At 66.9% G+C, this 24,316-nt stretch carries 24 protein-coding genes; 19 read left to right on the forward strand and 5 right to left on the reverse strand.

Annotated features, from left to right (window positions below; genetic code table 11):
• The first annotated feature begins 30 nt into the window (after positions 1-30).
• The 8 genes from lpxD (at position 31) to dnaE (ending at position 8,937) form a co-directional block, all read left to right on the forward strand.
• On the forward strand, positions 31-1,059 hold the full coding sequence (gene lpxD / locus ABIE04_RS03680; RefSeq protein ID WP_354547227.1) for a UDP-3-O-(3-hydroxymyristoyl)glucosamine N-acyltransferase: 1,029 nt from the start codon (positions 31-33) through the stop codon (positions 1,057-1,059).
• The gene (gene fabZ / locus ABIE04_RS03685; RefSeq protein ID WP_354547228.1) at positions 1,052-1,525 is read left to right on the forward strand and encodes a 3-hydroxyacyl-ACP dehydratase FabZ; all 474 of its coding nucleotides are present in this window, start codon (positions 1,052-1,054) and stop codon (positions 1,523-1,525) included. Before lpxD ends, fabZ begins: the two co-directional genes overlap by 8 nt.
• Positions 1,522-2,295 (forward strand): acyl-ACP--UDP-N-acetylglucosamine O-acyltransferase, encoded by a 774-nt coding sequence (gene lpxA / locus ABIE04_RS03690; RefSeq protein WP_354547229.1) that lies wholly within the window; start codon positions 1,522-1,524, stop codon positions 2,293-2,295. The genes fabZ and lpxA overlap by 4 nt, the downstream gene beginning before the upstream one ends.
• A 63-nt stretch (positions 2,296-2,358) precedes the next feature.
• Positions 2,359-3,576: a lipid-A-disaccharide synthase gene (lpxB, locus tag ABIE04_RS03695; RefSeq protein ID WP_354547230.1), complete on the forward strand. Its 1,218-nt coding sequence runs from the start codon at positions 2,359-2,361 to the stop codon at positions 3,574-3,576.
• Positions 3,569-4,222: a ribonuclease HII gene (gene rnhB / locus ABIE04_RS03700; protein ID WP_354547231.1), complete on the forward strand. Its 654-nt coding sequence runs from the start codon at positions 3,569-3,571 to the stop codon at positions 4,220-4,222. Before lpxB ends, rnhB begins: the two co-directional genes overlap by 8 nt.
• A 221-nt stretch (positions 4,223-4,443) precedes the next feature.
• Entirely contained in the window at positions 4,444-4,644 is a 201-nt protein-coding gene (locus ABIE04_RS03705; protein ID WP_354547232.1) for a hypothetical protein, read from the forward strand.
• 97 nt (positions 4,645-4,741) lie between these two features.
• Positions 4,742-5,281 carry a TlpA family protein disulfide reductase gene (locus ABIE04_RS03710; protein WP_354547233.1) on the forward strand — a complete coding sequence of 180 codons (540 nt, stop codon included), beginning with the start codon at positions 4,742-4,744 and terminating at the stop codon, positions 5,279-5,281.
• Positions 5,282-5,391: 110 nt separating this feature from the next.
• Positions 5,392-8,937: a DNA polymerase III subunit alpha gene (dnaE, locus tag ABIE04_RS03715; RefSeq protein WP_354547234.1), complete on the forward strand. Its 3,546-nt coding sequence runs from the start codon at positions 5,392-5,394 to the stop codon at positions 8,935-8,937.
• A gap of 123 nt (positions 8,938-9,060) precedes the next feature.
• On the opposite strand, the gene ABIE04_RS03720 is transcribed toward dnaE, so the two are convergent.
• Positions 9,061-9,438 carry a YajD family HNH nuclease gene (locus ABIE04_RS03720; protein ID WP_354547235.1) on the reverse strand — a complete coding sequence of 126 codons (378 nt, stop codon included), beginning with the start codon at positions 9,436-9,438 and terminating at the stop codon, positions 9,061-9,063.
• A gap of 164 nt (positions 9,439-9,602) precedes the next feature.
• Here ABIE04_RS03720 and ABIE04_RS03725 point away from each other — a divergent pair, with 164 nt between their 5' ends.
• The 5 genes from ABIE04_RS03725 (at position 9,603) to ABIE04_RS03745 (ending at position 13,892) form a co-directional block, all read left to right on the forward strand.
• The gene (locus tag ABIE04_RS03725; protein ID WP_354547236.1) at positions 9,603-10,559 is read left to right on the forward strand and encodes an acetyl-CoA carboxylase carboxyltransferase subunit alpha; all 957 of its coding nucleotides are present in this window, start codon (positions 9,603-9,605) and stop codon (positions 10,557-10,559) included.
• 78 nt (positions 10,560-10,637) lie between these two features.
• Entirely contained in the window at positions 10,638-11,378 is a 741-nt protein-coding gene (locus ABIE04_RS03730; RefSeq protein ID WP_354547237.1) for an NYN domain-containing protein, read from the forward strand.
• A complete protein-coding gene (gene tilS / locus ABIE04_RS03735; protein WP_354547238.1) occupies positions 11,375-12,676 on the forward strand; it encodes a tRNA lysidine(34) synthetase TilS in 1,302 nt (433 codons plus the stop codon). The genes ABIE04_RS03730 and tilS overlap by 4 nt, the downstream gene beginning before the upstream one ends.
• Positions 12,677-12,751: 75 nt before the next feature.
• Positions 12,752-13,009, forward strand: a complete 258-nt coding sequence (locus ABIE04_RS03740; protein ID WP_354547239.1) for an exodeoxyribonuclease VII small subunit — start codon at positions 12,752-12,754, stop codon at positions 13,007-13,009.
• Positions 12,993-13,892, forward strand: a complete 900-nt coding sequence (locus tag ABIE04_RS03745; RefSeq protein WP_354547240.1) for a polyprenyl synthetase family protein — start codon at positions 12,993-12,995, stop codon at positions 13,890-13,892. The genes ABIE04_RS03740 and ABIE04_RS03745 overlap by 17 nt, the downstream gene beginning before the upstream one ends.
• 65 nt (positions 13,893-13,957) lie before the next feature.
• On the opposite strand, the gene ABIE04_RS03750 is transcribed toward ABIE04_RS03745, so the two are convergent.
• A complete protein-coding gene (locus tag ABIE04_RS03750) occupies positions 13,958-14,359 on the reverse strand; it encodes a DUF4870 domain-containing protein (protein ID WP_082547506.1) in 402 nt (133 codons plus the stop codon).
• A gap of 198 nt (positions 14,360-14,557) precedes the next feature.
• Positions 14,558-15,940 (reverse strand): metalloprotease PmbA, encoded by a 1,383-nt coding sequence (pmbA, locus tag ABIE04_RS03755; protein ID WP_354547241.1) that lies wholly within the window; start codon positions 15,938-15,940, stop codon positions 14,558-14,560.
• A gap of 107 nt (positions 15,941-16,047) precedes the next feature.
• On the opposite strand from pmbA, the gene ABIE04_RS03760 reads away from it, so the two are divergent.
• The 5 genes from ABIE04_RS03760 to ABIE04_RS03780 all read left to right on the forward strand — a co-directional run bounded on the left by ABIE04_RS03760 (position 16,048) and on the right by ABIE04_RS03780 (position 19,296).
• Positions 16,048-16,317 carry a DUF1653 domain-containing protein gene (locus ABIE04_RS03760; protein WP_354547242.1) on the forward strand — a complete coding sequence of 90 codons (270 nt, stop codon included), beginning with the start codon at positions 16,048-16,050 and terminating at the stop codon, positions 16,315-16,317.
• A gap of 29 nt (positions 16,318-16,346) precedes the next feature.
• Entirely contained in the window at positions 16,347-16,898 is a 552-nt protein-coding gene (yjgA, locus tag ABIE04_RS03765) for a ribosome biogenesis factor YjgA (protein WP_354547244.1), read from the forward strand.
• A 504-nt stretch (positions 16,899-17,402) separates the two neighbouring features.
• On the forward strand, positions 17,403-17,795 hold the full coding sequence (locus ABIE04_RS03770; protein WP_354547245.1) for a hypothetical protein: 393 nt from the start codon (positions 17,403-17,405) through the stop codon (positions 17,793-17,795).
• A complete protein-coding gene (locus ABIE04_RS03775; protein ID WP_354547246.1) occupies positions 17,795-18,280 on the forward strand; it encodes a nuclease-related domain-containing protein in 486 nt (161 codons plus the stop codon). The genes ABIE04_RS03770 and ABIE04_RS03775 overlap by 1 nt, the downstream gene beginning before the upstream one ends.
• A gap of 164 nt (positions 18,281-18,444) precedes the next feature.
• Entirely contained in the window at positions 18,445-19,296 is an 852-nt protein-coding gene (locus ABIE04_RS03780) for a DUF3883 domain-containing protein (protein WP_354547247.1), read from the forward strand.
• Positions 19,297-19,473: 177 nt separating this feature from the next.
• Here the strand turns inward: ABIE04_RS03780 and ABIE04_RS03785 are convergent, their stop codons facing one another.
• Positions 19,474-21,105: a S53 family peptidase gene (locus tag ABIE04_RS03785; RefSeq protein WP_354547248.1), complete on the reverse strand. Its 1,632-nt coding sequence runs from the start codon at positions 21,103-21,105 to the stop codon at positions 19,474-19,476.
• 438 nt (positions 21,106-21,543) lie between these two features.
• Positions 21,544-22,983, reverse strand: a complete 1,440-nt coding sequence (gene tldD, locus ABIE04_RS03790) for a metalloprotease TldD (RefSeq protein ID WP_354547249.1) — start codon at positions 22,981-22,983, stop codon at positions 21,544-21,546.
• 129 nt (positions 22,984-23,112) lie between these two features.
• Here tldD and ABIE04_RS03795 point away from each other — a divergent pair, with 129 nt between their 5' ends.
• Complete coding sequence (locus tag ABIE04_RS03795) at positions 23,113-24,315, forward strand: sterol desaturase family protein (RefSeq protein WP_354547250.1); 1,203 nt, start codon at positions 23,113-23,115, stop codon at positions 24,313-24,315.
• Position 24,316: the final 1 nt, after the last annotated feature.

Raw genomic sequence — 24,316 nt, forward strand, 5'->3', positions numbered from 1 at the left:
CTACAATGGCCGGCAGGTTCCGGAGCACGCATGAGCGCAATCAACTACACGGTGGCCGAGCTGGCCGAACGGTTCGGCCTCAGCTTCAGCGGCGATGGCGCGCGGGTCATCGACGGCGTCGGCACGCTCGCCGGCGCCGGCCCCAGCCAGCTGAGCTTCCTCTCCAACAGCAAGTACACCGCCCAGCTGGCCGCTGCTCGCGCCGGGGTGATCGTGCTGCGCGAGGAAAACCTCGCCGACTGCCCGACGGCGGCGCTAGTCGCGCGGGATCCGTATGTCGCCTATGCGCGCATCGCCGCACTGTTCGAACGGATGCCCGCCGCACCGGCGGGGATCCATCCCAGCGCCGTGGTCGCCACCGGGGCGCGGGTCAGCGCCAGCGCCAGCATCGGTCCGGGCTGCGTGATCGCGGACGGCGCGGTGATCGGCGACGGCGTCGTGCTCGGCCCGCACTGCATCATCGGCGAGGACTGCACGGTCGGCGCCGAGTCGCGGCTGGTGGCGCGTGTCACCCTGGTCACCCGGGTCACGCTCGGCCAGCGCGTGCTGGTGCATCCCGGCGCAGTGATCGGCTCGGACGGCTTCGGCCTTGCCTTCGACAAGGATCATTGGGTCAAGCTGCCGCAGCTCGGCGGCGTGCGCATCGGCGACGACTGCGAGATCGGCGCGAACACCACGATCGACCGCGGCGCGCTGGACGACACCGTGCTGGAAGAAGACGTGCGGCTGGACAACCAGATCCAGATCGCCCACAACGTGCACGTCGGCGCACACACCGCGATGGCCGGCTGCGCTGCGGTGGCCGGCAGCGCGAAAATCGGCCGCTACTGCATGATCGGCGGCAACGCCGGCGTGCTCGGTCATCTCGAGCTGGCCGACCGGGTTACCATTACCGCCAAGAGCCTGGTCACGCATTCGATCCGCGAGCCCGGCGAATATTCATCGGGCGTGCCGCTGCAGGACAACCGCCAGTGGCGGAAGAACGCGGCACGCTTCAAGCATCTGGACGAGTACGCGCGCCGGTTGTCGGCGCTGGAGAAGGACAGCAACAATGAGTGAGAAAAGCGACTTCATGGCACTGCCGATCAACGTGGAGCAGATCCAGGAACTGCTGCCGCACCGCTACCCGTTCCTGCTGGTGGACCGCGTGGTCGAGATCGTGCCCGACGTCAGCGTGGTCGCGCTGAAGAACGTGACCATCAACGAGCCGTTCTTTCAGGGCCACTTCCCCGGCCACCCGGTGATGCCCGGCGTGCTGATCATCGAGGCGATGGCGCAGGCCGCCGGCCTGCTGACCCAGCTGAGCCGCCGCTTCAAGGGTGACAAGGGCAGCCCGCTGTTCTACCTGGTCAAGGTCGACAACGCGCGCTTCAGCGCACCGGTGGTTCCCGGCGACCAGTTGCGCTTCGAAGTCAGCCAGAAGCGCCTGGTGCGCGGCATGGGCCTGTTCGTGGCACGCAGCCTGGTCGACGGCAAGGAAGTGGCCAGTTGTGAACTGATGTGCGCCGCGAGGGCCCACAAATGATCCATCCCACTGCGCTGATCGACCCTTCCGCCACCATCGGCGCCAACGTCAGCGTCGGCGCGTACAGCGTGATCGGCGCCGAGGTCGAGATCGGCGACGGCACGCAGATCGGTCCGCATGTGGTGATCGAAGGGCCCACGAAGATCGGCCGCGACAACCGCATCACCCAGTTCGCCTCGCTGGGCGGCGCGCCGCAAGACAAGAAGTGGAAAGACGAACGCACCGAACTGGTGATCGGCGACCGCAACCTGATCCGCGAATTCGCCACCATCAACCGCGGCACCGGCCATGGCGGCGGCGTCACCCGCATCGGCGACGACAACTGGGTGCTTGCCTACGTGCACGTGGCGCACGACTGCCAGATCGGCAACAACGTGGTGTTCTCCAACTACTCGGCGCTGGCCGGGCACGTCACCATCGGCGACTGGACGATCCTGTCCGGCTATTCGGGCGTGCACCAGTTCTGCAAGGTCGGCGCGCACGCGTTCATCGGCATGGGTTGCCTGGTCGGCCACGACGTGCCGCCATTCGTGATGATGGCGAACGAGCAGCAGGGCCGTCCGCGCGGCATCAACAGCGAGGGCCTGAAGCGCCGCGGCTTCGACGCCACGCGCATCGCCGCGATCAAGCGCGCCTACCGTACGCTGTACATGGCCGGCCTGCCGCTGCCCGAGGCGCGCGAAAAGCTGGTCGAGCAGGCGCGCGAAAGCGACGACGTGCGGGCCATGCTGGAATTCATCGACCACAGCGAGCGCGCGCTGGCGCGATAAGCGCATCGCGCTTATCGCGAAATCAAACACGCGCTCTGGCTTTCGCTTTACGAAGGAGACGAAATGCAAAACATCGACGTCTCCACGACTGCTCCCCTGATCGCCATCCTCGCCGGCGAAGACTCCGGCGACCAGCTCGGCGCCGACCTGATCGTCGCGCTGCGCCAGCGCTACCCGCAGGCGCGTTTCGTCGGCATCGGCGGCGCGCGCATGCAGCGCGAGGGCTTCGACTCCTGGTACGACATCCGCGAACTGTCGCTGTTCGGCTTCAGCGAGGTGATCCGCCACCTGCCCCGCCTGCTGCGGCTGCGCAAGGCGCTGGTCGCGCGCCTGCTGCGGGAGCGGCCGGCCGTGGTGGTCGGCATCGACGCGCCCGACTTCAACCTCGGCGTGGAGCAGCGCCTGAAACAGGCCGGCGTGCTGACCGTGCACTACGTCAGCCCGTCGGTCTGGGCCTGGCGCGAGAAGCGCGCGGAGAAGATCGGGCGCAGCGCCAGCCGCGTGCTGTGCCTGTTCCCGATGGAACCGGCGATCTACGCCAAGCATGGCGTCGACGCGCGTTTCGTCGGCCACCCGCTGGCCGACCGTTTCGCGCTGGTGTCCGACCGCGTCGGCGCGCGCGAAATCCTGCAGCTGCCGCAGCAGGCGCCGGTGCTCGCCGTGCTGCCCGGCAGCCGGCTGTCCGAAGTCGGCCGGCTGGGCCAAGCCTTCATCGACGCGGCGAACCGGGTGGCCGCCGCCGTGCCGGGACTGCGCGTGGTGATTCCGGCCGCCAACCCGCAGGTGCATGCCCGGCTCGGGGAACTGCTGGCCCGCGGACCGCAGGACGAAACCGCGCCGCTGCTTCTGGACGGCCACGCGCACGAGGCGATGCTGGCCGCCGACGTGGTGCTGCTGGCCTCCGGCACCGCCACCCTGGAAGCGATGCTGGCCAAGCGGCCGATGGTGGTGGGCTACCGCGTCGCGCCGCTGAGCTACCGCATCGCCCGCGCGCTGAAGATGCTGAAGACCGACGTCTACGCGCTGCCGAACATCCTGGCGCGTGCCGCCGGCCTCGGCGACGGCCTGCTGGTGCCCGAACTGATGCAGGACGACTGCACCGCCGAAAACCTGGCCGCCGCCACGCTCGCTCTGTTCAAGGACAGCGAGCGGCGCGGCGCGATCGTCGCCGCGTTCGAGCAACTGCACCAGGTCCTGCGCGGCGGCCTGGAAGGCCATGCGGGGGATCGGGCGGCAGCGGCGATTGCCGAGCTGATCGACGCGAGGCGCACCGATGGATGAGCGCCTGGAAAACACCTGCTGCCCCGAACCTTCCCTTCAGGAAGAGGAGCGGGCGAGCGCAAGGAGCATCTTCATTGCCGGCGTCGACGAGGCCGGCCGTGGCCCGCTGGCCGGCCCGCTGGCGGTGGCCGCGGTGATCCTCGATCCGGCCCGCCCGATCGTGGGGCTGAACGACTCCAAGCAGCTCAGCGAAGCGAAGCGCGAGGCGCTGTATCCGCTGATCATCGAGCGGGCGCTGGCGTACTGCATCGTGCTGATCGAGCGGGACGAGATCGACCGCCTGAATATCTTCCAGGCCACCATGGCCGGCATGAGCCGTGCCGTAGCCGGCCTCGTACCGGTCGCCCACGAGGCCCTGATCGACGGCAACCAATTGCCGAAAGACCTGCCCTGCCCGGGTCGCGCGATCGTCGGCGGCGACGCACTGGAACCGGCGATCAGCGCCGCGTCGATCCTGGCCAAGGTCAGCCGCGACCGCGTGATGGTCACGCTGGACGGCGTGCATCCCGGCTACGGCTTTGCCGCGCACAAAGGCTACGCGACCCCGGCGCACCTGGCTGCGCTGCAGCAGCTCGGGCCGTGCGCGCAACATCGCCGCAGCTTCGCGCCGGTACGCCTGCTGCTGGACCAGGCGCGATTGTTCTGACCCCATCGGCGCGGGGGTTCCCATGCTCGAACGGCCTGGTCGCGGGCCGGCTGAGATTGCTCCGTATAGCCCATTCGTCTATGCAACTTTTCCTCGCGCGGGCGCATCATTCACTACAGGAACCGCGATCAGCAGGGACGCGCCAGCAACACCGGCCTGTCGTCCAGACGAGACTCGCCGGGCACGGTCACAAGCGCACTCAAGCCCGCAGGAGTCGTGCCATGATGTCTCCACAGAACCGCCCGCCCGTACTACCCATGCAGACCATCCCGCCCATGCCGGAATCGGTCATCTTCGCGCCGGCCAGCATCGACGAGATCCTGCCCATGCATGTCGACTACAACCTGCATCCACTGCTGGTGCACAGCCTCGATCACTACGTGATCGTCGACGACAAGGGGGAGCGCTTTTATATCCGCTGACCGCACCGGCCAGGCCCGCGGCAGGCACTGACCGCAGCCCCTTTCTCCGCTCCAGGCATGTTGCTACGCTGGCGCCATCAATCGGGGGATGGATGACATGCGCAGGATCGGCGTCGCACTGTTGGGCCTCATGCTCTGCTTCGCCGCCAGGGCCGAAGTGAAACCCGGCGAAGCGCCGCCGGATGCCTTGGGCACGACCCAGCGCGGGCAAGAGGTGACCGTCTCGTCCCTGCACGGCAAGGTCGTGGTGGTCAGCTTCTGGGCCACCTGGTGCGGCTACTGCATGAAGGAGCTGCCGGTGCTGGCGGGCCTGCAGACGCTGGCCACCGAACGCGGCCTGCCCCTGCAGGTGGTCACCATCAACCACGAGGAAGATCGACAGACCTACGTGCGGACCGTTCGCGCCCTGCGCCCGCGCCTGCCCGGCCTGCTGATGACCTGGGACCGCGACGGCGCCCTCGGCAAGCCCTATGGCACCGACAAGGGCATCCCGGTCATGGTGATGCTGCATCGCGACGGCACCGTGGCCCATGTGCACGTGGGCTATGGCGAAGACATGCTGGACAGCCTGGTCGCCGAGATCAACGCACTTCTGTCCGAACCGGCACCGCCGGCAGTGGCCGCCGCGCCGGGTTGAGCGGGGCTTCCGGCGAGGCACCGCCGCGCTTCGCGCAAACCGCGCACAAGTCAATCTTGCCGCTGGGCAAGGCGCCGGGTAGCCTGCGGGGACTCACCGCGCAAGAACGCATGACCGTCCGCTATACCCACCTGCACCTGCACAGCGAATATTCGCTGGTCGATTCGACCATCCGCATCAAGGCGCTGGTCGCCGCCTGCGTGCGCGACGGCATCCCGGCGGTGGCGCTGACCGACGACAGCAACATGTTCGCGCTGGTGAAGTTCTACAAGGCCTGCAGCGCGGCCGGCATCAAGCCGATCGGCGGCTGCGACCTGTGGATTTCCGCGCCGGACGACCCGCGCCCGTGGCGGCTCACCTTGCTGTGCCAGGATCGCGACGGCTACCTCAACCTGTCGCGGCTGGTCTCGCGCGCGTGGCAGGAAGGCCAGCACGGCGGCCGCGCGCTGGTCGAGGCCGGCTGGCTGAGCGCCGACGCCAGCAACGGACTGATCGCCCTGCTCGGCCGTGAGAGCGAAATCGGCCGCATTGCGCTGAACCAGGGAGTCGCGGCCGCGCTGGCGAAACTGCGTCCACTGGCGCGGCTGTTCCCCGACCGGCTGTACCTGGAGCTGACCCGCTGCGGCCGCGACGGCGAGGAAAACTGGAATACCGCCGCGCTGGCGCTGGCCGCCGAACTCGGCCTGCCGGTGGTGGCCAGCAACGACGTGCGCTTCCTCAAGCAGGACGACTTCGGCGCGCACGAGGCGCGCGTGTGCATCAACCAGGGCCGCGTGCTGGCCGATCCGAAACGCCCGCGCGAGTACAGCGACCAGCAATACCTGAAGACGCCGGAGGAGATGGCCGCGCTGTTCACGGATCTGCCCGAGGCGCTGGAAAACACCGTCGAACTGGCGAAACGCTGCACCCTGGAACTGAAGTTCGGCACCTACTACCTGCCCGACTTCCCGGTGCCCGAAGGCCACGACCTCGCCAGCCACATCCGCGAGCTGTCGCGGCAAGGCCTCAAGGAACGCCTGGCCAGCGCGCCGCTGGCCGCCGACCACACGCTCGCCGACTACGAGGCGCGGCTGGAACGCGAGCTGGACGTCATCATCGAGATGGGCTTCCCCGGCTACTTCCTGATCGTGGCGGACTTCATCAACTGGGGCAAACAGAACGGCATTCCGGTCGGCCCCGGCCGCGGTTCCGGCGCCGGCTCGCTGGTCGCCTGGGCGCTGAAGATCACCGACCTCGACCCGCTGCAGTTCAACCTGCTGTTCGAACGCTTCCTCAACCCCGAACGCGTGTCGATGCCCGACTTCGACATCGACTTCTGCATGGACCGCCGCGACGAGGTGATCGACTACGTCGCGCGCAAGTACGGCCGTGACCGCGTCAGCCAGATCATCACCTACGGCTCGATGGCGGCCAAGGCGGTGCTGCGCGACTCCGGCCGCGTGCTCAGCATGGGCTACGGCCAGGTCGACAAGCTGGCGAAGATGGTGCCGCCACGCCCGCTCGACCTCACCTTGTCCGATGCGCTGGGCCGCTCGGAGAAGTCGAAGAAGGAACCCGATCGCGTCGTCAGGGAATTCTGCGAAGCCTACGAGCAGGATGAAGACGCCCACGCGCTGATCGACCTGGCGCTCAAGCTCGAGAACCTCACCCGAAACGCGGGCAAGCATGCCGGCGGCGTGGTGATCGCGCCGACCCCGCTCACCGACTTCGCGCCGCTGTACTGCGAAGCCGGCGGCGGCGGCGTGGTGACCCAGTACGACAAGGACGACGTCGAGGCGGTCGGCCTGGTCAAGTTCGACTTCCTCGGCCTGCGCACGCTGACCATCATCGACTGGGCGGTGAAGGCGATCAACGCGCGCCGCGCGAAAACCGGCGAAGCGCCGCTGGACATCTCGGCGCTGCCGCTGGACGACCCGGCGCCGTACGAGTTGCTGAAGAAGGCGCAGACCGTCGCCGTGTTCCAGCTCGAATCCTCTGGCATGCAGCGCATGCTGAAGGACGCCAAACCCGACCGCTTCGAAGACATCATCGCGCTGGTGGCGCTGTACCGCCCCGGCCCGATGGACCTGATCCCCAGCTTCGTGGCGCGCAAGCATGGCCGCGAGGAAGTGGAGTACCCCGATCCGCGCGTCGAGCCGATCCTGAAAGAGACCTACGGCATCATGGTCTACCAGGAGCAGGTGATGCAGATGGCGCAGATCGTGGGCGGCTACTCGCTCGGCGGCGCCGACCTGCTGCGCCGCGCGATGGGCAAGAAGAAGCTCGAGGAAATGGCGAAGGAGCGCGCCAAGTTCCGCGAGGGCGCGGCGAAGGACGGGCTCAGCGGCGAGAAGGCCGATTCCATCTTCGACCTGATGGAGAAATTCGCCGGCTACGGCTTCAACAAGTCGCACGCCGCCGCCTACGCGCTGGTCTCCTACCAGACCGCCTGGCTGAAGGCGCACTACCCGGCCGAGTTCATGGCCGCCACGATCTCCTCGGACATGGACAACACCGACAAGGTGGTGACCTTCCTCGACGAGTCGCAGGCGATCGGCATCACCGTGCAACCGCCGGACGTCAACGCCTCGGAATACATGTTCGTCGCGATCGAACCGAAAACGATTCAATACGGATTGGGCGCGATCAAGGGCGTCGGCCAGGGCGCCTGCGAATCCATCGTCGCCGAGCGCGCCAACGGCAAGTACACCGACCTGGCCGATTTCTGCCGCCGCGTCGATCCGACCCGGCTCAACCGCCGCGTGCTCGAAGCGCTGATCCTGTCCGGCGCGCTGGATGCACTGGCGGCGAATCGCGCCAGCCTGATGCTGCAGCTGCCCGATGCGATCAAGGCCGCCGAGCAGCACCTGCGCGACCGGCAGTCCGGCCAGAACGACATGTTCGGCGCCGCCATGGGCAGTGCCAGCGCCACGCCGGTGCTGGAGATCGAGCTGCCGACCGTGCCGGAATGGCCGCTGGAGCAGAAACTGCAGGGCGAGCGCGACACGCTCGGCCACTACCTGTCAGGCCATCCCACCGACCCGTGGAAGGACGAACTGGCGCAGCTGTCGACCTGCCCCCTGGGCGAGATCGTCGATCGCTACCAGCCGCCGAAGCCGCGCCGGAACGACAACGACGACGGCAACCGTTTCCGCCGCGGTCCCGACACGCCGTGGACCGTCGCCGGCATGGTCACCGCCGTGCGCAAGCGCGGCGACAGCGATGCGTTCGTGCGTCTGGAGGACGGCAGCGGCATCATCGAGGTGAGCTTCTTCGGCGAGCTGTACCAGCAGATGGCGCCGCTGCTGACCCGCGACGAGATGCTGGTCGTCGATGGCGGCCTGCGCATCGACGAATTCTCCGGCGGCGGCTTCCAGTTGCGCGCGCGCAGCGCCTGCTCACTGGCCGACGCCTGCCGCCGGCATGCGCGCCTGTTGCAGCTGAAGTTGAACGGCATCGGCCCGGGTTTCGTCGAACAATTGCAGCACGCACTCGCCGGCTACCGCGGCGGTCGCACCAGCGTGACGCTGCACGGTTATCGCAACCGCCACGCACAGGCCGATCTCGAGCTCGGCGAAGCCTGGCGCGTGGAAGCCATCCCCGAACTGCTGCGCACCGTACGCGCCCTGCCCGGCGTGCAAGCCGCACGCCTGCGCATCGTCAAGCAGCAGGATTGAGCGTCTGTGCTCCCTCCCCTGTTTGCAGGGGAGGGCTGGGGAGGGGTTCGCTCTTGATCTGAAAGTCAAAAGCTTTACCCCCACCCGACCTCCCCTGCAAACAGGGGGAGGAGTCAAAAAGCCTCACTTCCTGCCCCGCTCCAGCATCGCCTTCAGGTCGGCGAACGGATTGCCCGTCGCCGGTGGCGCCTCTTCGACAGCCATCACCCCGCCACGCACGTGGTCGATATGCCGCGAGTGCTCGTTGTCGTGGCAGTACACGCACAGCAGCTCCCAGTTGCTGCCGTCCGGCGGGTTGTCGTCGTGGTCGTGATTGCGGTGGTGCACGGTCAGTTCCTGCAGGTTCGCGCGGGTGAACTCGCGCGCGCAGCGGCCGCACACCCACGGGTACATCTTCAGCGCGCGCTCGCGGTAACCCAGCTCGCGCTGCTCGGCGTTGCGCCGGGCCTCGGCCACGATGCGGTCGAGCTTGGCGTTGTCAATGACGGGTTTGCTGGGCATGGCGCGGATCCGGCGAAAGCCAAGGGCTCGATGGGGCGGACGATAGCGCAATCGTCCGCCCTGCGGCAGGCAGGTGTCGACCGCATCACAGCCATACGGCGGCGTTCTCGCGTTTTCCTGCGGGACGGTATACTGAGCCGCTTCTGTGCCATGAATTGCAGCGAATGAACCCCAACTTCCTCGATTTCGAACAACCCATTGCCGAACTGGACGCGAAGATCGAAGAGCTTCGCCATGCCAGCAACGGGCAGGCGTTCAATATCGATGAGGAAGTCGGGCGCCTGCGCGAAAAGCTGAAGGTCAAGACCGCGGAAATCTTCCGCAACCTCAACTCGTGGCAGACCACCCAGTTGTCGCGCCACCCGGCGCGCCCGTACACGCTCGACTACATCGGCGTGATCTGCGAGGAATTCCACGAGCTGGCCGGCGACCGCATGTACGCCGAGGACGCGGCCATCGTCGGCGGCCTGGGCCGGATCAACGGCCGGCCGGTGGTGATCATCGGCCACCAGAAGGGCCGCGACACCAAGACCAAGGTGCGCCGCAACTTCGGCATGCCCCGCCCCGAGGGCTACCGCAAGGCGCTGCGCCTGATGAAGATGGCCGAGCGTTTCGGTCTGCCCCTGCTGACCCTGATCGACACTCCCGGGGCTTACCCCGGCGTCGGCGCCGAGGAGCGCGGCCAGAGCGAGGCGATCGCGCGCAACCTGCTGGAGATGGCCGAGCTGAAGGTGCCGATCATCTGCACCGTGATCGGCGAAGGCGGTTCCGGCGGCGCGCTGGCGATCGGCGTGGGCGATCGCACGCTGATGCTGCAGTACTCCACCTATTCGGTGATCTCGCCGGAAGGCTGCGCCTCGATCCTGTGGAAGAGTCCGGACAAGGTGAAGGACGCCGCCGAGGCGTTGGGCATGACCGCGCCGCGCCTGCTCGAACTCGGCCTGATCGACAAGGTCGTGCGCGAACCGCTGGGCGGCGCGCACCGCAACCCGCGCTCGATGGCGATCCGCCTGAAGGCGGTGCTGCTGAAGCAGCTCGACGAGCTCGAGGCGATGCCGCTCACCGATCTCCTCGAACAGCGCTACAAGCGCCTGCGCAGCTACGGCGCGTACCAGGAATAAGCGCCGCCGCCGCGCCCGTCACCCCGTCACCCGCTTGGCGCTACCATCGGCATCACCTCCATGCTGCCGGAATCCGTCATGGCCCACGACAAACTTGCGGTACTGATCGACGCCGACAACGCCCGTCCGGCAATCGTCGAAGGCCTGCTCGCCGAGATCGCGAAGTACGGCACCGCGCACGTCAAGCGCATCTACGGCGACTGGACCAAGCCCGATCTCAACGGCTGGAAGGAAGTGCTGCTGCGCCTCTCGATCCAGCCGATCCAGCAGTTCCGCTACACCGTCGGCAAGAACGCCACCGATTCGGCGATGATCATCGACGCGATGGACCTGCTCTACACCGAACGCTTCGACGGCTTCTGCATCGTTTCCAGCGACAGCGACTTCACCCGGCTCGCCTCGCGCATCCGCGAATCCGGGCTGACCGTCTACGGCTTCGGCGAACGCAAGACGCCGGAGCCGTTCCGTACCGCCTGCGACAAGTTCATCTATACCGAGGTGCTGGCCGGCGCATCGGCCAGCACCGCCGAAACCGAAGCCGCGCCCAAACAGCGCTCGGCGAAGGAACTTCGCGGCGATTCGCACCTGATGAACCTGCTGCGCAACGCGATCGAGGCCGCTTCCGACGAAACCGGCTGGGCCGGCCTGGGCGCGATCGGCAGCATCATCAACAAGCAGTCGCCCGACTTCGACTCGCGCAACTACGGCTACGCCAAGCTCAGCGGCCTGATCAAGGGCATCGGCCTGTTCGACACCGAGGAGCGCGTGATCGGCAACGGCAAACACATCTACGTGCGGCCCCGCGACGGCAAGAAGTGAGCGACGCGCTGCACCAGCACCTGCACGCCGCGTTGGCGGCAGCGCCGCCGGCGGCACTTTGCGTGGCCTTCAGCGGCGGCCCGGATTCCAGCGCCCTGCTGCATGCGCTGGCGCAGTTGCCCGAAGCGCGCGCGCGCGGGCTGCGCGCGCTGCATGTCGATCACGGCATGCACCCGGACAGTGCGGCCTGGGCCGCGCACTGCGAACGCTTCTGCGCCACACTGGACGTGCCGTGCGAGGTGTTGCGCGTGCAGGTCGACGGCGACACCGGCAGTGGCCTGGAAGCCGCCGCCCGCGATGCGCGCTACGCCGCACTGGCCACGCAGCTGCGCGACGGCGAATACCTGCTGCTCGGCCACCATCGTGACGACCAGGCCGAAACCGTGCTGTTGAAGCTGCTGCGCGGTGCCGGGCCGGAAGGGCTGGGTGGCATGCGTGCGCTGCGCCCGTTCGGCCGTGGCCAGCTGTGGCGGCCGTTGCTGGAGTTGTCGCGGCAGCAACTGCGCGATTACGCCGAGGCACGGCAGCTGGATTGCATCGACGATCCGTCCAACCGCGACACCCGCCTGGCGCGCAACCAGCTGCGCCACGAGATCCTGCCGCGACTGGCGCAGCACTGGCCGCAGGCGGTGGATTCGATCCTGCACAGCGCCGCACTGTGCCGCGCCGCCGCGGATGCGCTGCAGACGCAATGGCTGGCCGCATTCGATGCATTGCACGATCCCGCCAGCGGCAGCCTGGACGCCCATGGTTGGCTGGCGCTGGCCCCGGCATTGCGCGAGCCGTTGCTCGATCACTGGTTGCACGCACGCGGCCTGTCCGCCCCCACCAGCGCGCAGCGGCGGCAGATCGAACGCCAGTGCGGTGCGCGTGCGGGCCAGCTGCCGTGCATCCGCTGGACCGGCACCGAACTGCACATCTGGAAAGGCCGGCTGTGGGCCTTGCCACCCGAGCGCATCGTCGACGCCGACTGGCAGGTGCCCTGGCACGGCGAGCCGCTGGCGCTGCCCGACGGCGGCGAACTGCAACTGACCGTCGCCGGTACCCGCCTCGCCGGGCCGCTGCACGTACGCCTGCGTCGCGGCGGCGAACGCATCAAGCCCGATGGCGACGCGCATACGCGCGAACTGCGCGACCTGTTCCAGCAGGCGCACCTGCCGCCGTGGCAGCGCAACGCCTGCCCGCTGCTGTATGCCGACGACGAACTGGTCGCGGTGGCCGATCGCTGGATCAGCACCCGCGGCATCGCGATTTTCCGCCGCGCCGGCGCCCTGCCGCGCTGGCGTCCGGGGCGCTGATCCAGGTCACGCCTGGGGCTTTCCGCAGCCCGCGCAGATTGATTCCGGACGCCCGCTGCGCTAGCGTTGCGGGCCATGGCCAAGACCGCTCCCGCACCCGGCAAGACCCCGCCCGTCGCCGACTTCGAACACTCCCTCGACGAGCTGGAGCAACTGGTCGCAAAGATGGAAGGCGGCGACATGAGCCTGGACGAATCGCTGGCCTCGTTCGAGCGCGGCATCGGCCTGTTCCGTCATTGCCAGCAGTCGCTGGAGCAGGCCGAACTGCGTGTGCGCCTGCTGCTCGATCCCGATGCCCCCGACAGCGCCGAACCGTTTGAACCCGAACTCTGAACTTGGTCCCGCCCTGCAAGCGTTGATCCTCCGCGCCGAACAGGCGCTGGATCGCACCCTGCCGCCCGCCGAACAATCCCCCGCCGACCTGCACCGCGCGATGCGCTACGCCGTACTGGGCGGCGGCAAGCGGCTGCGCCCGCTGCTGGTCTACGCCGCCGCCTACGCGCTGGGCGAAGACGGGCCGCAGCTGGACGCCGCCGCCTGCGCGGTGGAGCTGATCCACGCCTACTCGCTGGTGCACGACGACCTGCCCGCGATGGACGACGACGCGCTGCGCCGCGGCCGCCCGACCTGCCACATCGTGTTCGGCGAGGCGATGGCGATCCTCGCCGGCGACGCGCTGCAAGCGCTGGCGTTCGAGATCCTCGCCGACGACACCTCGCGCCAGACCGACACCGCCACCGGCATGGCGATGCTGCGCACGCTGGGCCGCGCCTGCGGCGCCGAAGGCATGGCCGGCGGCCAGGCGCTGGACCTCGCAGCCGTCGGCCATCCGCTGACGCTGGGTGAACTGGAACACATGCATGCCTGCAAGACCGGCGCGCTGATCCGCGCCTCGGTGCAGTTGGGCGCACTCGCCGCCGGTGCCGACGGCGACACCCTGCAGGCGCTGGACCGCTACGCCCACGCGGTCGGCCTGGCGTTCCAGGTGCGCGACGACGTTCTCGACGTAGAAGGCGAATCGGCAGTGATCGGCAAGACCGCCGGCAAGGACGCCGCCGCCGCCAAGCCCACCTTTCCCTCGATCATCGGCCTCGATGCCTCGCGCGCCCGGCTGGCCGAACTGACCGACACCGCGCTGGCCGCGATAGCGCCACTGGGCGCACGCGCAACCCTGCTGGAAGAGCTGGCGCTGTACGCCGCCCACCGCCGCTATTGATCGAACCCCGCGCAATGAAAAGGGCGGCTTGCGCCGCCCCTCGTTGCATCACGCGAAGCATTGTTTCAGCTGACCAGCCGCAGCGTGAACGGATAGCGGTAGGTGGTGCCCTCGTTCGCCTTGATCGTGGCGATGATCACGAACACCAGCCAGCCGATCGCCAACACCGCCAGCAGCAGGAAGCCGATCAGGATGAAGCACAGGATCCAGCCCACGATGGCGGCGATCCCCACCGTGATGTTGAAGTTCAGCGCTTCCTTGCCCTGGTCGTTGACGAACGGCATGGTGTCTTTCTTGATCAGCCAGATCACCAGCGGCCCGATGATGCTGCCCAGCGGAATGATCACGCCGACCAGCGCGGACAGGTGCGCGAACATCGCCCACTGGCGCTCTTCGGCGGAAGGGGCCCCGGCCATGGGCGGCTCGTTCGGCGGGGGCGGAATGACGGACTCGGGTGGAACGCTCATGCGCATCTCCTTGTAGTCAGAACTTGCGTCGACGGCTCGCCGGCCGGTTGTGCCGATGCTAGCAAGGCTTGAGCCGCTTTGCCGCAGGAATCTGCGGCACGGGCCGCCAGCGCGAACCGGCCACTTTGCGACGGTTTGACCCGCATCGTCGGCGGGAGATGCCTGCGCCTCCCCTGCAAGCAGAGGAGGGAGTCATGCTTACTCGCCAGCGACCATCATCCGGTCGAGCAGAATCGAACCGGTGAGGATGTGCGAGCGCGGGTCGACATCCGTGCCCACCGCGACGACGCCGGCGAACATCTCGCGCAGGTTCGCCGCGATGGTGATCCCTTCCACCGGGTACGCAATCCGCCCGTTCTCGACCCAGAAGCCGGCCGCGCCGCGCGAATAGTCGCCGGTGACGGTGGACACGCCCTGCCCCATCACCTCGGTCACCAGCAAGCCGGTGCCCAGGCGTTGCAGCATGCCGTCGAAATCGCTGTGCTCGCGGTCGACCGCGCCCGGCTCCACGATCAGGTTGTGGATGCCGCCGGCATTGCCGGTCGATTCCAGCCCGAGCTTGCGCGCCGAGTAGCTGCCCAGCACGTAGCGCGCCAGCACGCCGCCTTCGATCAGCGCGCTGTCGCGGGTCGCCACGCCTTCGGCGTCGAAATTGCCGGAGCCCTGGCCGCGCGGCAGGTGCGGCCGCTCGTCGATATTCAGCCAGGCCGGCATCACCGGCTTGCCGACATGGTCGAGCAGGAAGCTGGCCTGGCGATACAACGCGCCGCCGCTGACCGCACCGAGCAGGTGGCCGATCAGCCCGCGCGCCAGTTCCGGCGCGAACAGCACCGGGCACTGCCGCGTCGACAGGCTGCGCGCGCCCATCCGCGCCAGCGTGCGTTCGGCCGCCTTGTCGCCGAGCGCCTGCGCGCTGATGAAATCGCCGGCGGCGCGCACGCTGTCGTACCAGTAATCGCGCTGCATGCCGTCCTCGTCGCCGGCGATCAGCGCCAGCGACAGCGAGTGCCGGGTGCCGCGCTCGCGCCCCACGAAACCGTGCGAATTCGCGTATACCGACAGCCCCTGCCCGGCCTGCACGCTGGCGCCGTCGGAATTGCTGATGCCGGCGTGCGCGCGGCCAGCCGTCTCGATGGCGATGCCCAGCTCGATCGCGCGCGCGGTGTCGATGTCCCACGGATGCCACAGGTCAAGGTCAGGGAACGAGGTGGCCATGCGCGCCGCATCGGCCAGCCCTGCGGCCGGGTCGGCTTCGGTGTAGCGCGCGATCGCGCAGGCCTGGTCCAGCGTGGCCTGGATCGAATCGGGGTTGAGGTCGGCCGTGCTGGCCGAGCCCTTGCGCTGGCCGAAGTACACGGTGAGCCCGAAACCGCGGTCGCGGGTGTGCTCCACCGTCTCCACCTCGCCCAGGCGCACGTTCACGCTCAGTCCGGTGTCGATACTGGCGGCCACCTCGGCCTGGCTGGCGCCGGCGGCGCGGGCGCGGCGGATCACGTCCTCGGCCAGCTCCGCCAGCCGGTCGAGTTCGGACTCACTACGATCCGGCAGGTTGCGGTCCTGGCTGATGGCAACTTCGCTCACGTTTGGGCTTTCCTGGAGATTAGGCGGGTAGAATAAGCGGTTCGCGACCGCTGGCCCCAAAACGTGGGGGCGCGGCGGCGGAATGAAAAGAGCTGCGGAGAACGCCCATGCAACCCACCGCCGGCATCTATCGTCACTACAAGGGTCAGCGCTACCGCGTGCTGGGCACCGCACACCACAGCGAAACGATGGAACCGCTGGTGGTCTACCAGGCGCTCTACGGCGATCACGGCCTGTGGGTGCGCCCCGCCGCGATGTTCAGCGAAACCATCGAACTGGACGGCGAACCGATCGCCCGCTTCGCGCTGGAACAAGCCGAACTGGATCCGGCCGAACCAGGCCCGACCGGGCTGGCCAGCAACGACCCGCACGCCTGATCCACCCGCTTTTCTTCTGGAATGACCCCGTGAGCCCGAGCCGCAGCCGCAACCAGACCGAACTCGACGAAGAAGACTACGGTCCCAGCCGCACCCAGCAGCGTCGCGAAGCCCTGGCCATCCTGACCCTGGCCGGCCAGCTGACCGAGCTGCAGCCGAGCCGGCTGGCCAAGCTGGCGCTGCCGGACGACGTGCGCCGCGAAATCGACATCACCCGCCGCATGACCGCACACGGCGCGAAGAAACGCCAGCTCGCCTTCCTCGCCAAGGTGATGCGCCGCTACGGCGAAGAAGACTTCGCCGCCGTGCGCGCCGAACTCGGCGAGAACCGCGAGAAGCAGCGCCAGGAAACCGCGGCGATGCATCGCCTCGAAGCGATGCGCGACCGCCTGCTCGCCGAGGACGAAGCCGCCCTGTCCGAGCTGATCGCCGAGCATCCGCAGGTCGACCGCCAGCACCTGCGTTCGCTGGTGCGCCAGGCGCGCATCGAGAAGGACACGCCGAACAAGCCGCCGCGAGCGTATCGGGAGATCTTCCAGTTGTTGAAGGATCTGCAGACGGGCGATTCGGCCGAGGACTGAGCGATCCGCGGCACCTAGTGCGACGCGCACATGCAGGAGCGCACCTTGTGCGCGATGCCTTTGCTCGCACGAGCGAAGGCCTGCAGCCCTTCCAGAATCGTCATTCCAACGAAGATTGCATCAGCCCCCATCGTCATTCCGGCGAAGGCCGGAATCGCTTCTGCACTTCTGCGCCCTGGCACTTCGGGGAACCTCGAATAACCCCCGAAGCCGTCATTCCCGCGAAAGCGGGAATCCATTTTGATCCTGCGGAACAGCAACTTGGATTCCCGCTTTCGCGGGAATGACGAATAAAAGAGGGTTATTCGAGGTTTCTTCGGCTGCGCACGGCTGCACCCGTGCGCAGGTAGCGTATTCTTCCGAATGAAAGGGGGCCACCATGCAACTTCACTGGAACAAGATCAGAGATCGATCGCCATGCTTTTCGCACGAGCGTAAACACGTATCACCCGGCAACACCACGTCAGAGGCCGCGCAACGCTGCGTCACTGCGAGAACGCCCAAATGATGTACACGCTCATTCCGCTTCTTTCGATAATCCTTCCGATACTCGTTGCCATCGCGATAGTGTTTCTGATCCGCTTCTGGCAGATGCGCGACGGCCGACGCTCACCGCTGACCGACAAATTGCATCATGGCCCGGGAGAGCAACTGCGTCGCGAACTGGAGAAATCCAGCGAAGGCATCGATGAAGCGCTTATGACCATATCTTTTATCGGGCCATTCCTCATCTGCGCCTGGGCGTTGCCACAACTCGATTGGTCGAAGATCAAATTTGGCCTCGGCGAATGGATACTGAGCATCTTCTTCGTGGGAATGTTGGCCTGGGCAATCCGCAAGGTCACGCGATTGGTCGCCAAACGCCAAGACTGCGTGAGGGCCTGGATGCCGAACTGATGACCGCACAGCTTCTGATACCGCTTGCTTCCAAAGGCTGCCAAGTCTTCCATGACATCCCAGCCGACGGTTTCAACCTCGACCATGTCGTGATCGGCCCACACGCGGTCTATATGGTCGAAACCAAGTCACGCAGAAAGCCCGGCAAGGGAAAACAAAGTGCAAACGTTGAGTACGACGGCAAAGCGCTCCGCTTCCCCGATCACGTAACCAGCAAGCCCGTGGATCAGGCTCGCCACGAAGCGCGCTGGCTGGCAGAGTTCCTCCGCGGGGCAGCAGGCGAAAATGTACTCGTCATACCGGTGGTGGCATTGCCGGGCTGGTATGTCAATTCCGGCCGGAACGCCCATCTGTCCGACGTCATCGTTCTCAACCCGAAGATGCACGGCACTTTCACCAGCAAGCGCAGCGATACACCACTCAGCGATTCGTTGCGTAACCGAATTGTATATGCGCTGGTGCAGCGCTATCCGGCGTTGCCCTGAGTCTGAGCGAGGAATGACGGAGGAGCAGTTTGAACGGCCCGAGAATCATCCAACCGGCCGCATCAGCAATGTTTTCTGGCGCCTTTCCGCCACACCTTTCCTCCCTCGACTTCGGGTGCCGACCGTCTGTCTATACTTGAGCATCCGTTGAGGAAGCAAATCACATGGCTAGAGGTGATGACTGGTCGCGGGTGGAGGTGGAGGCCTGCGTTGCTTCATATCTCATGATGCTGGCGCTGGAACTCAACGGTCAGCGCTACAACAAAACCGAGCACGCTGAAGCGCTGATGCGGAAGCTTGATGGCCGCAATCGGGGATCGGTCGAGTTCAAACACTGCAACATCAGCGCCGTCCTGCTCGCATTGGGGTATCCGAGCATCAATGGCTACAAGCCTCGTTCCAATTACCAGTCCGAACTGCTGGACGTGGTGGAATCGCAGTTGGAAGGGAACACCGTCATCGACACGGCCGCCCAAGCTGCCGTCGAGCGCCCGGCCATCGAGATCGCCGTTAACGAATCCATGTCAGTCTGGGTACCTGCACCGAAGCCCGCGAAGGTGCGTGAAACCGCTTCTGAATACGCACCTCGGTTCTCGCCTGTCCGGCGCGACTATCTCGCCCGTGAGGCTCGCAACCGCTCGCTTGGTCGCGCAGGCGAGTTGTTCGTGCTCGAACTGGAATCACGCAGATTGCATGGCGAAGGCAAAAAGGCATTGAGCGAGCGTGTCGAGCATGTTGCCGCAAGCCAAGGCGACGGTTTGGGTTACGACATCCTGTCTTTTGAAAGCAATGGTCGCGAGCGCCTGATCGAGGTCAAGACGACCGCGTTCGGTGAGCTGACGCCGTTTTATGTCAGCCGCAACGAGATCGCCCGCTCCAACGCGGACGCGGACAAATACCGTCTGTACAGGATCTTCGACTTTCGCGATAAGCCGAGGGTCTTCCAGCTACCAGGATCGATAGATGGTCATTGCACGCTCGATCCCGTGACATATCTGGCGCGTTTCACTGCCTAATCAGACTCTGGCTGGCGGAGAAAGCTTTTCGCTGTAGATATGTAAAGCATCGCGCATCGGGTGCGGGCCAGTGCCACGGTAAGGCGAAGTCGACAGAACGCGCAGCAATTGCACATGAGCCACATACAACGCGGGCGCCCACCTCTCGGCGGACGCCCACGCGGCGCATCGCGGAAGTTACAGCCCCGCGTTCAACGCACTCACGATGCCGCTGCCGAATCCGCTGGCGTAGTCCCAGCCGACCGTCGCGGTCTCGCCGCCATTGCTGCCGGAGGTGATGTCGTGATAGCTGGCGGTGGACACGCTGTACAGGTGCGGCCCGGCGAAGCCCAGCGTCGGGTGCGCCGCGAGCATGCGGGCCCAGATGGCGGCGAACAGCGGCGCCGCCAGGCTGGTGCCGCCGTACTGCGCGTTGCTGCCGTTGACGATGATGATGGCGCCCGAGTTCGGGTCGGCATCGAAGGCCACGTCGGCCACGTCGCGGGTGGTGCCGCCGCCCTGGGTCTGCCAACTCGGCTTGGGCTCCACCGTGCTCGGGCTGCCGCCGGCCTTGCTCCACAGCGTCTCGCTGACCCAGCTGTTGGATGTGCCGGTGCTCAGCGATGTGCCGCTGACGGCGATGACGTAGGGCGAGCTGGCCGGGTAGCTCGGCGTGGTGCCGCCGGGCGCCTTGGTGCATTCGTTGGAACCGGAATCGCCGGTGGAGATGGAGAACGTCTGCCCCTGCGCCACGCCCAGCGCGAAGATCTGGTCGTCGGCCGCCATCGAGCCGTCCTGGTAGGCGCTGGTTTCGCATTCGCCGAGCGACACGTTGATGACTTGCGCCTGGTTGTCGCTGACCACCTGGTTGAACGCCGCGGTGAGCGCGCTGTTGGTCAGCGAATTGGCCGCGTAGAAGATCAGCTTGCCGACGCCGCCGGACATGCCGACGATGTCCTGGCTGTCCAGATCCCACTCGGGCGTGCCGCTGGTGTCGGTGCCCGGCGTGCCCACCGTCACCACCTGCGTGTTCACCGCCGGCAGGCCGTTGCTGCTGGTGAACTGATTGAGATCCTTCAGCGGCTGGGTCATGTTGCCGTCGCTGATGATGCCCACGGTGATGGTGGAGGCGGCCGGGGTGCTGCCCGCGTTGTAGATGGCCGGGAACGTGGTCGGGTTGTGGCCGACCAGGGTAACGCCACCGCCGCCGCCCGGCTTGCCCTTCTCCACGCGCCCCTGCGTCGAGGCCGCGACGATCATGGTGTGCGGATGCGTCACCGTCTGCAGGCCGCTCACCGACAGCACGGCATCGGCCAGCGCCGCCGGCACCCTGGCGTCGTCGATGTTGGCGTATGCCGCGTGGCCGCTGGCGTCGGAGGCCTTGACGAAGCGCGTGCCGAACGCGGTCCGCGCGTTGCCGGCGGTACCGTCGGCGGAAACCAGCAAGCGGTTGGCGGAGACGCTGACGTTGGTGAAGCCGGCCCGGCTCAGGTAATCGGCTACGGCCTGCGCCTGCGCCTGGCTCGGCAGGAAATTCTTTGCCACATCGCCCGCCTGCAGCTTGGCGCGGAACAGCGGGCTGGCGGGGTTGTGCGCAGCGGCGATGAAGTCGTCGAGCGCGCCCTTGTTCTGGATCTTCAACGCCACTTGCACGTGCAGCGGCATGTCGAATGCCACCAGGTCACTCATGTTCACCGACGCGGCCGGCACGTGGGCGTGCGTGGCCGTCGTCTTCCAGGTTGCGTCGACACCGGCCGCCGATGCGACCGTGGACGCCAGCGCCCAGATTGCCCCCATCGCCAGACACAGCGAAGTCTTCTTCATCTGCATGGTTCATCCCCGAAATTGATGATGTAAACAGAAAAATCCCGGCCACCAACGGACCGGGATCGCACGACGTGGCCTTGGTCCCCCCGGACACATGCTCGGCCTCGCCAGCCCCTGACGCTAACATGTCATGGCACCAAATGAAGCAGCAGGATGAAAATAAGTGATTGATTCGTAAGACATTACGAAAACCGCAGGAAGTCGCGCACCCCGCGCGGCAAGCGCCGGCGCGGCTCCTCGCACGTGTGCCCGCCGCGCACGCGGCGCTCCTGCTGGCAGCTTCAAGGGCAGCGAAGTTCTTCGTTCCGGATGCAGCCGAAGGCCGCCGCACTCGCGCCGTGTCGCCGCACGTGCCTGCGATTTCACCCGGGGGTGTACATGATTTGCCTGGCGGCCGCGGGTTGGCGGCGCGCGGCAGGCGAACGGGCGCGACGCCGAGCGTCAGGACGCGGTGCCGCCCACCGTCATCGCGTCGATCTTCAGTGTCGGTTGGCCCACGCCGACGGGCACGCTCTGCCCGTCCTTGCCGCAGACGCCCACGCCTTCATCCAGCGCGAGGTCGTTGCCGATCATCGAGACGCGGTTGAGCACCTCGGGGCCGGAGCCGATCAGCGTGGCGCCCTTCACCGGGCGGGTGATTTTCCCGTCCTCGATCAGGTAGGCCTCGGAGGCGGAGAAGGTGAACTTGCCGTTGGTGATGTCGACCTGGCCGCCGCCGAAGTTCGGCGCGTACAGGCCCTTCTTCACCGAGCGGATGATCTCGGCCGGATCGTGCGAACCGGCCCGCATGTAGGTGTTGGTCATGCGCGGCATCGGCAGCGCAGTGAACGATTCGCGGCGGCCGTTGCCGGTGGGCGCCATGCCCATCAGGCGCGCGTTGAGCTTGTCCTGCATATAGCCTTTCAGAATGCCATCCTCGATCAGGGTGGTGCATTCGGTCGGGGTGCCTTCGTCGTCGATGCTGAGCGAGCCGCGGCGGCCGGCCAGGGTGCCGTCGTCGACGATGGTGACGCCCTTCGCCGCCACGCGCTGGCCGATGCGGCCGGAGAATGCGGAACTGCCCTTGCGGTTGAAGTCGCCTTCCAGGCCGTGGCCGATCGCTTCGTGCAGCAGCACGCCGGGCCAGCCTGGGCCGAGCACCACGGTCATCTGGCCGGCCGGCGCGTCGACCGAATCCAGGTTCACCAGCGCCTGGCGCACCGCCTCGTCGGCGAACGCCAGCGCGCGGCCGTTCTCGATCAGTTCGCGGTAGCCGTAGCGGCCGCCGCCGCCGGAATAACCCTGTTCGCGCCGGCCGTTCTGCTCGGCGATCACCTGGATGTTGATGCGCACCAGCGGGCGCACGTCGGCGGCCAGGGTGCCGTCGGAGGCGGCGATCAGGATGGTGTCCATGGTCGCGGCGAGGCTGACGATGACCTGCTTGATGCGCGGGTCGCGCGCACGCGCGTACGCGTCGACCTCGCGCAGCAGCGCGATCTTGTCCGGGTTCGGCAGGCTCTCGACCGGGTCGATCGCCGGGTACAGCTGGCGCGCACCGTTCAGCGCCAGCGGCTTGCCGGCGCCGCGCCCGTCGTGCGCGATCGCGCGTGCCGCCTTCGACGCTTCCAGCAGCTGCGGTAGCACGATCTCGTCGGAATAGGCGAAGCCGGTCTTCTCGCCGCTGATCGCGCGCACACCCACGCCTTGCTCGATCGAGTGGCTGCCGTCCTTGACGATGCCCTCCTCCAGCGTCCACGACTCGCTGCGCGAATGCTGGAAGTACAGGTCGGCAGCGTCGATCGACGGGCCCATCAGCTGGGTGAAGACACGGTCGAGGTCGCCGGTGGCGATGCCGCCGGGGGACAACAGCTTGCTTTCGGCGAGGGCGATCAGTGAATCCATGGAGTCGGTTCGTTGGCGGTCGGTGCGGAACTATCCCACATGGGGCTGGCGCCGGCGCCTTTAAAGCCTTCGCGCCGGTCCGCTACCATGCCGGAGGCGCCGGCCGGCGCCCAACGTGAAGGATCACCTGTGAGCGAACATTCGAAGCGCGAAGCCGCTCGCGACGTCATCGAGCGGGCCGTGCAACCGGTACGGGAAACCCGCGAGCTACTGCATCGCGACGGCGAGCTGAAGCCGGGCCTGGGCAGGATCAGCGGCGTGATCGCGCTGTCGCTGGGCTTCCTGTGCCTGCTGGCGGTGCTCGCGTTCCACTTCCCGCAATACCTGACCACGCCGGACCTGCGCCACAAGTATTCGGTCGACGTGCTGCGCCAGCTGCTGCTGGTCGCGCTGCTGGTGGCGGGTGGCATGTCGCTGGGCAACCTGATCCTGAACCGCCAGCGCAACCTCAACCTCGTGGCGTTCTTGCTGGTGATCGCGGCCACCGCGCTGGGCGGCTCGCGCGTGCCGGTGGGCGAGTTTCCCGACCATACGCCATACCTCGGGCTGGACTGGTTCATCCTGGACCTGCTCGGTTCCACGCTGATCTTCGTGGTGATCGAGAAGCTGTTTCCGTTGTACCGGGGCCAGGCGATCTTCCGCAAGGAATGGCAGACCGACCTGAAGCATTTCGCGGTGAACCATTTCATCGTGGGGCTGGCGCTGCTCACGGTGAACTTCCTGCTGCACCACCTGTTCGGCTGGCTGGTCAGCAGCAACTTCCAGCAGACCGTACGCGACATTCCATTCCTGCCGCAGCTGCTGCTGTGCGTGCTGGTGGCCGACCTGGCGCAATACTGGACGCATCGCGCGTATCACGAGGTGCCGTTCCTGTGGCGCTTCCATGCGGTGCACCACAGCGTGAAGACGATGGACTGGCTGGCCGGCTCGCGCCAGCACATGCTGGAGCTGATCGCCACCCGTGTCTGCGTGCTGGCACCGCTGTACATCCTCGGTTTCAGCGAGGCGGTGATGAACGGCTACATCCTGATCGTGGGCTTCCAGGCAGTGTTCAACCACGCCAACGTGCACCTGCCGTGGGGACCGCTGAAGTACCTGATCGTGACGCCGGACTTCCACCATTGGCACCACGCCTCCGACGACGAGGCGATCGACCGCAACTACGCCGCGCACTATGCGTTCATCGACTACCTGTTCGGCACCGCGGTGAAGTCGACGAAGAAATTTCCGGAGCGCTACGGCGTGGTCGGCGACTACATGCCCGTCGGTTTCGTCCGGCAGCAGCTGTTTCCGTTCCGCGGCAGCAAGGCACCCGCCGAATCGCCGGAATGAC

It is taken from the genome of Rhodanobacter soli (assembly GCF_040548735.1).
Lineage (GTDB): Bacteria > Pseudomonadota > Gammaproteobacteria > Xanthomonadales > Rhodanobacteraceae > Rhodanobacter > Rhodanobacter soli_A.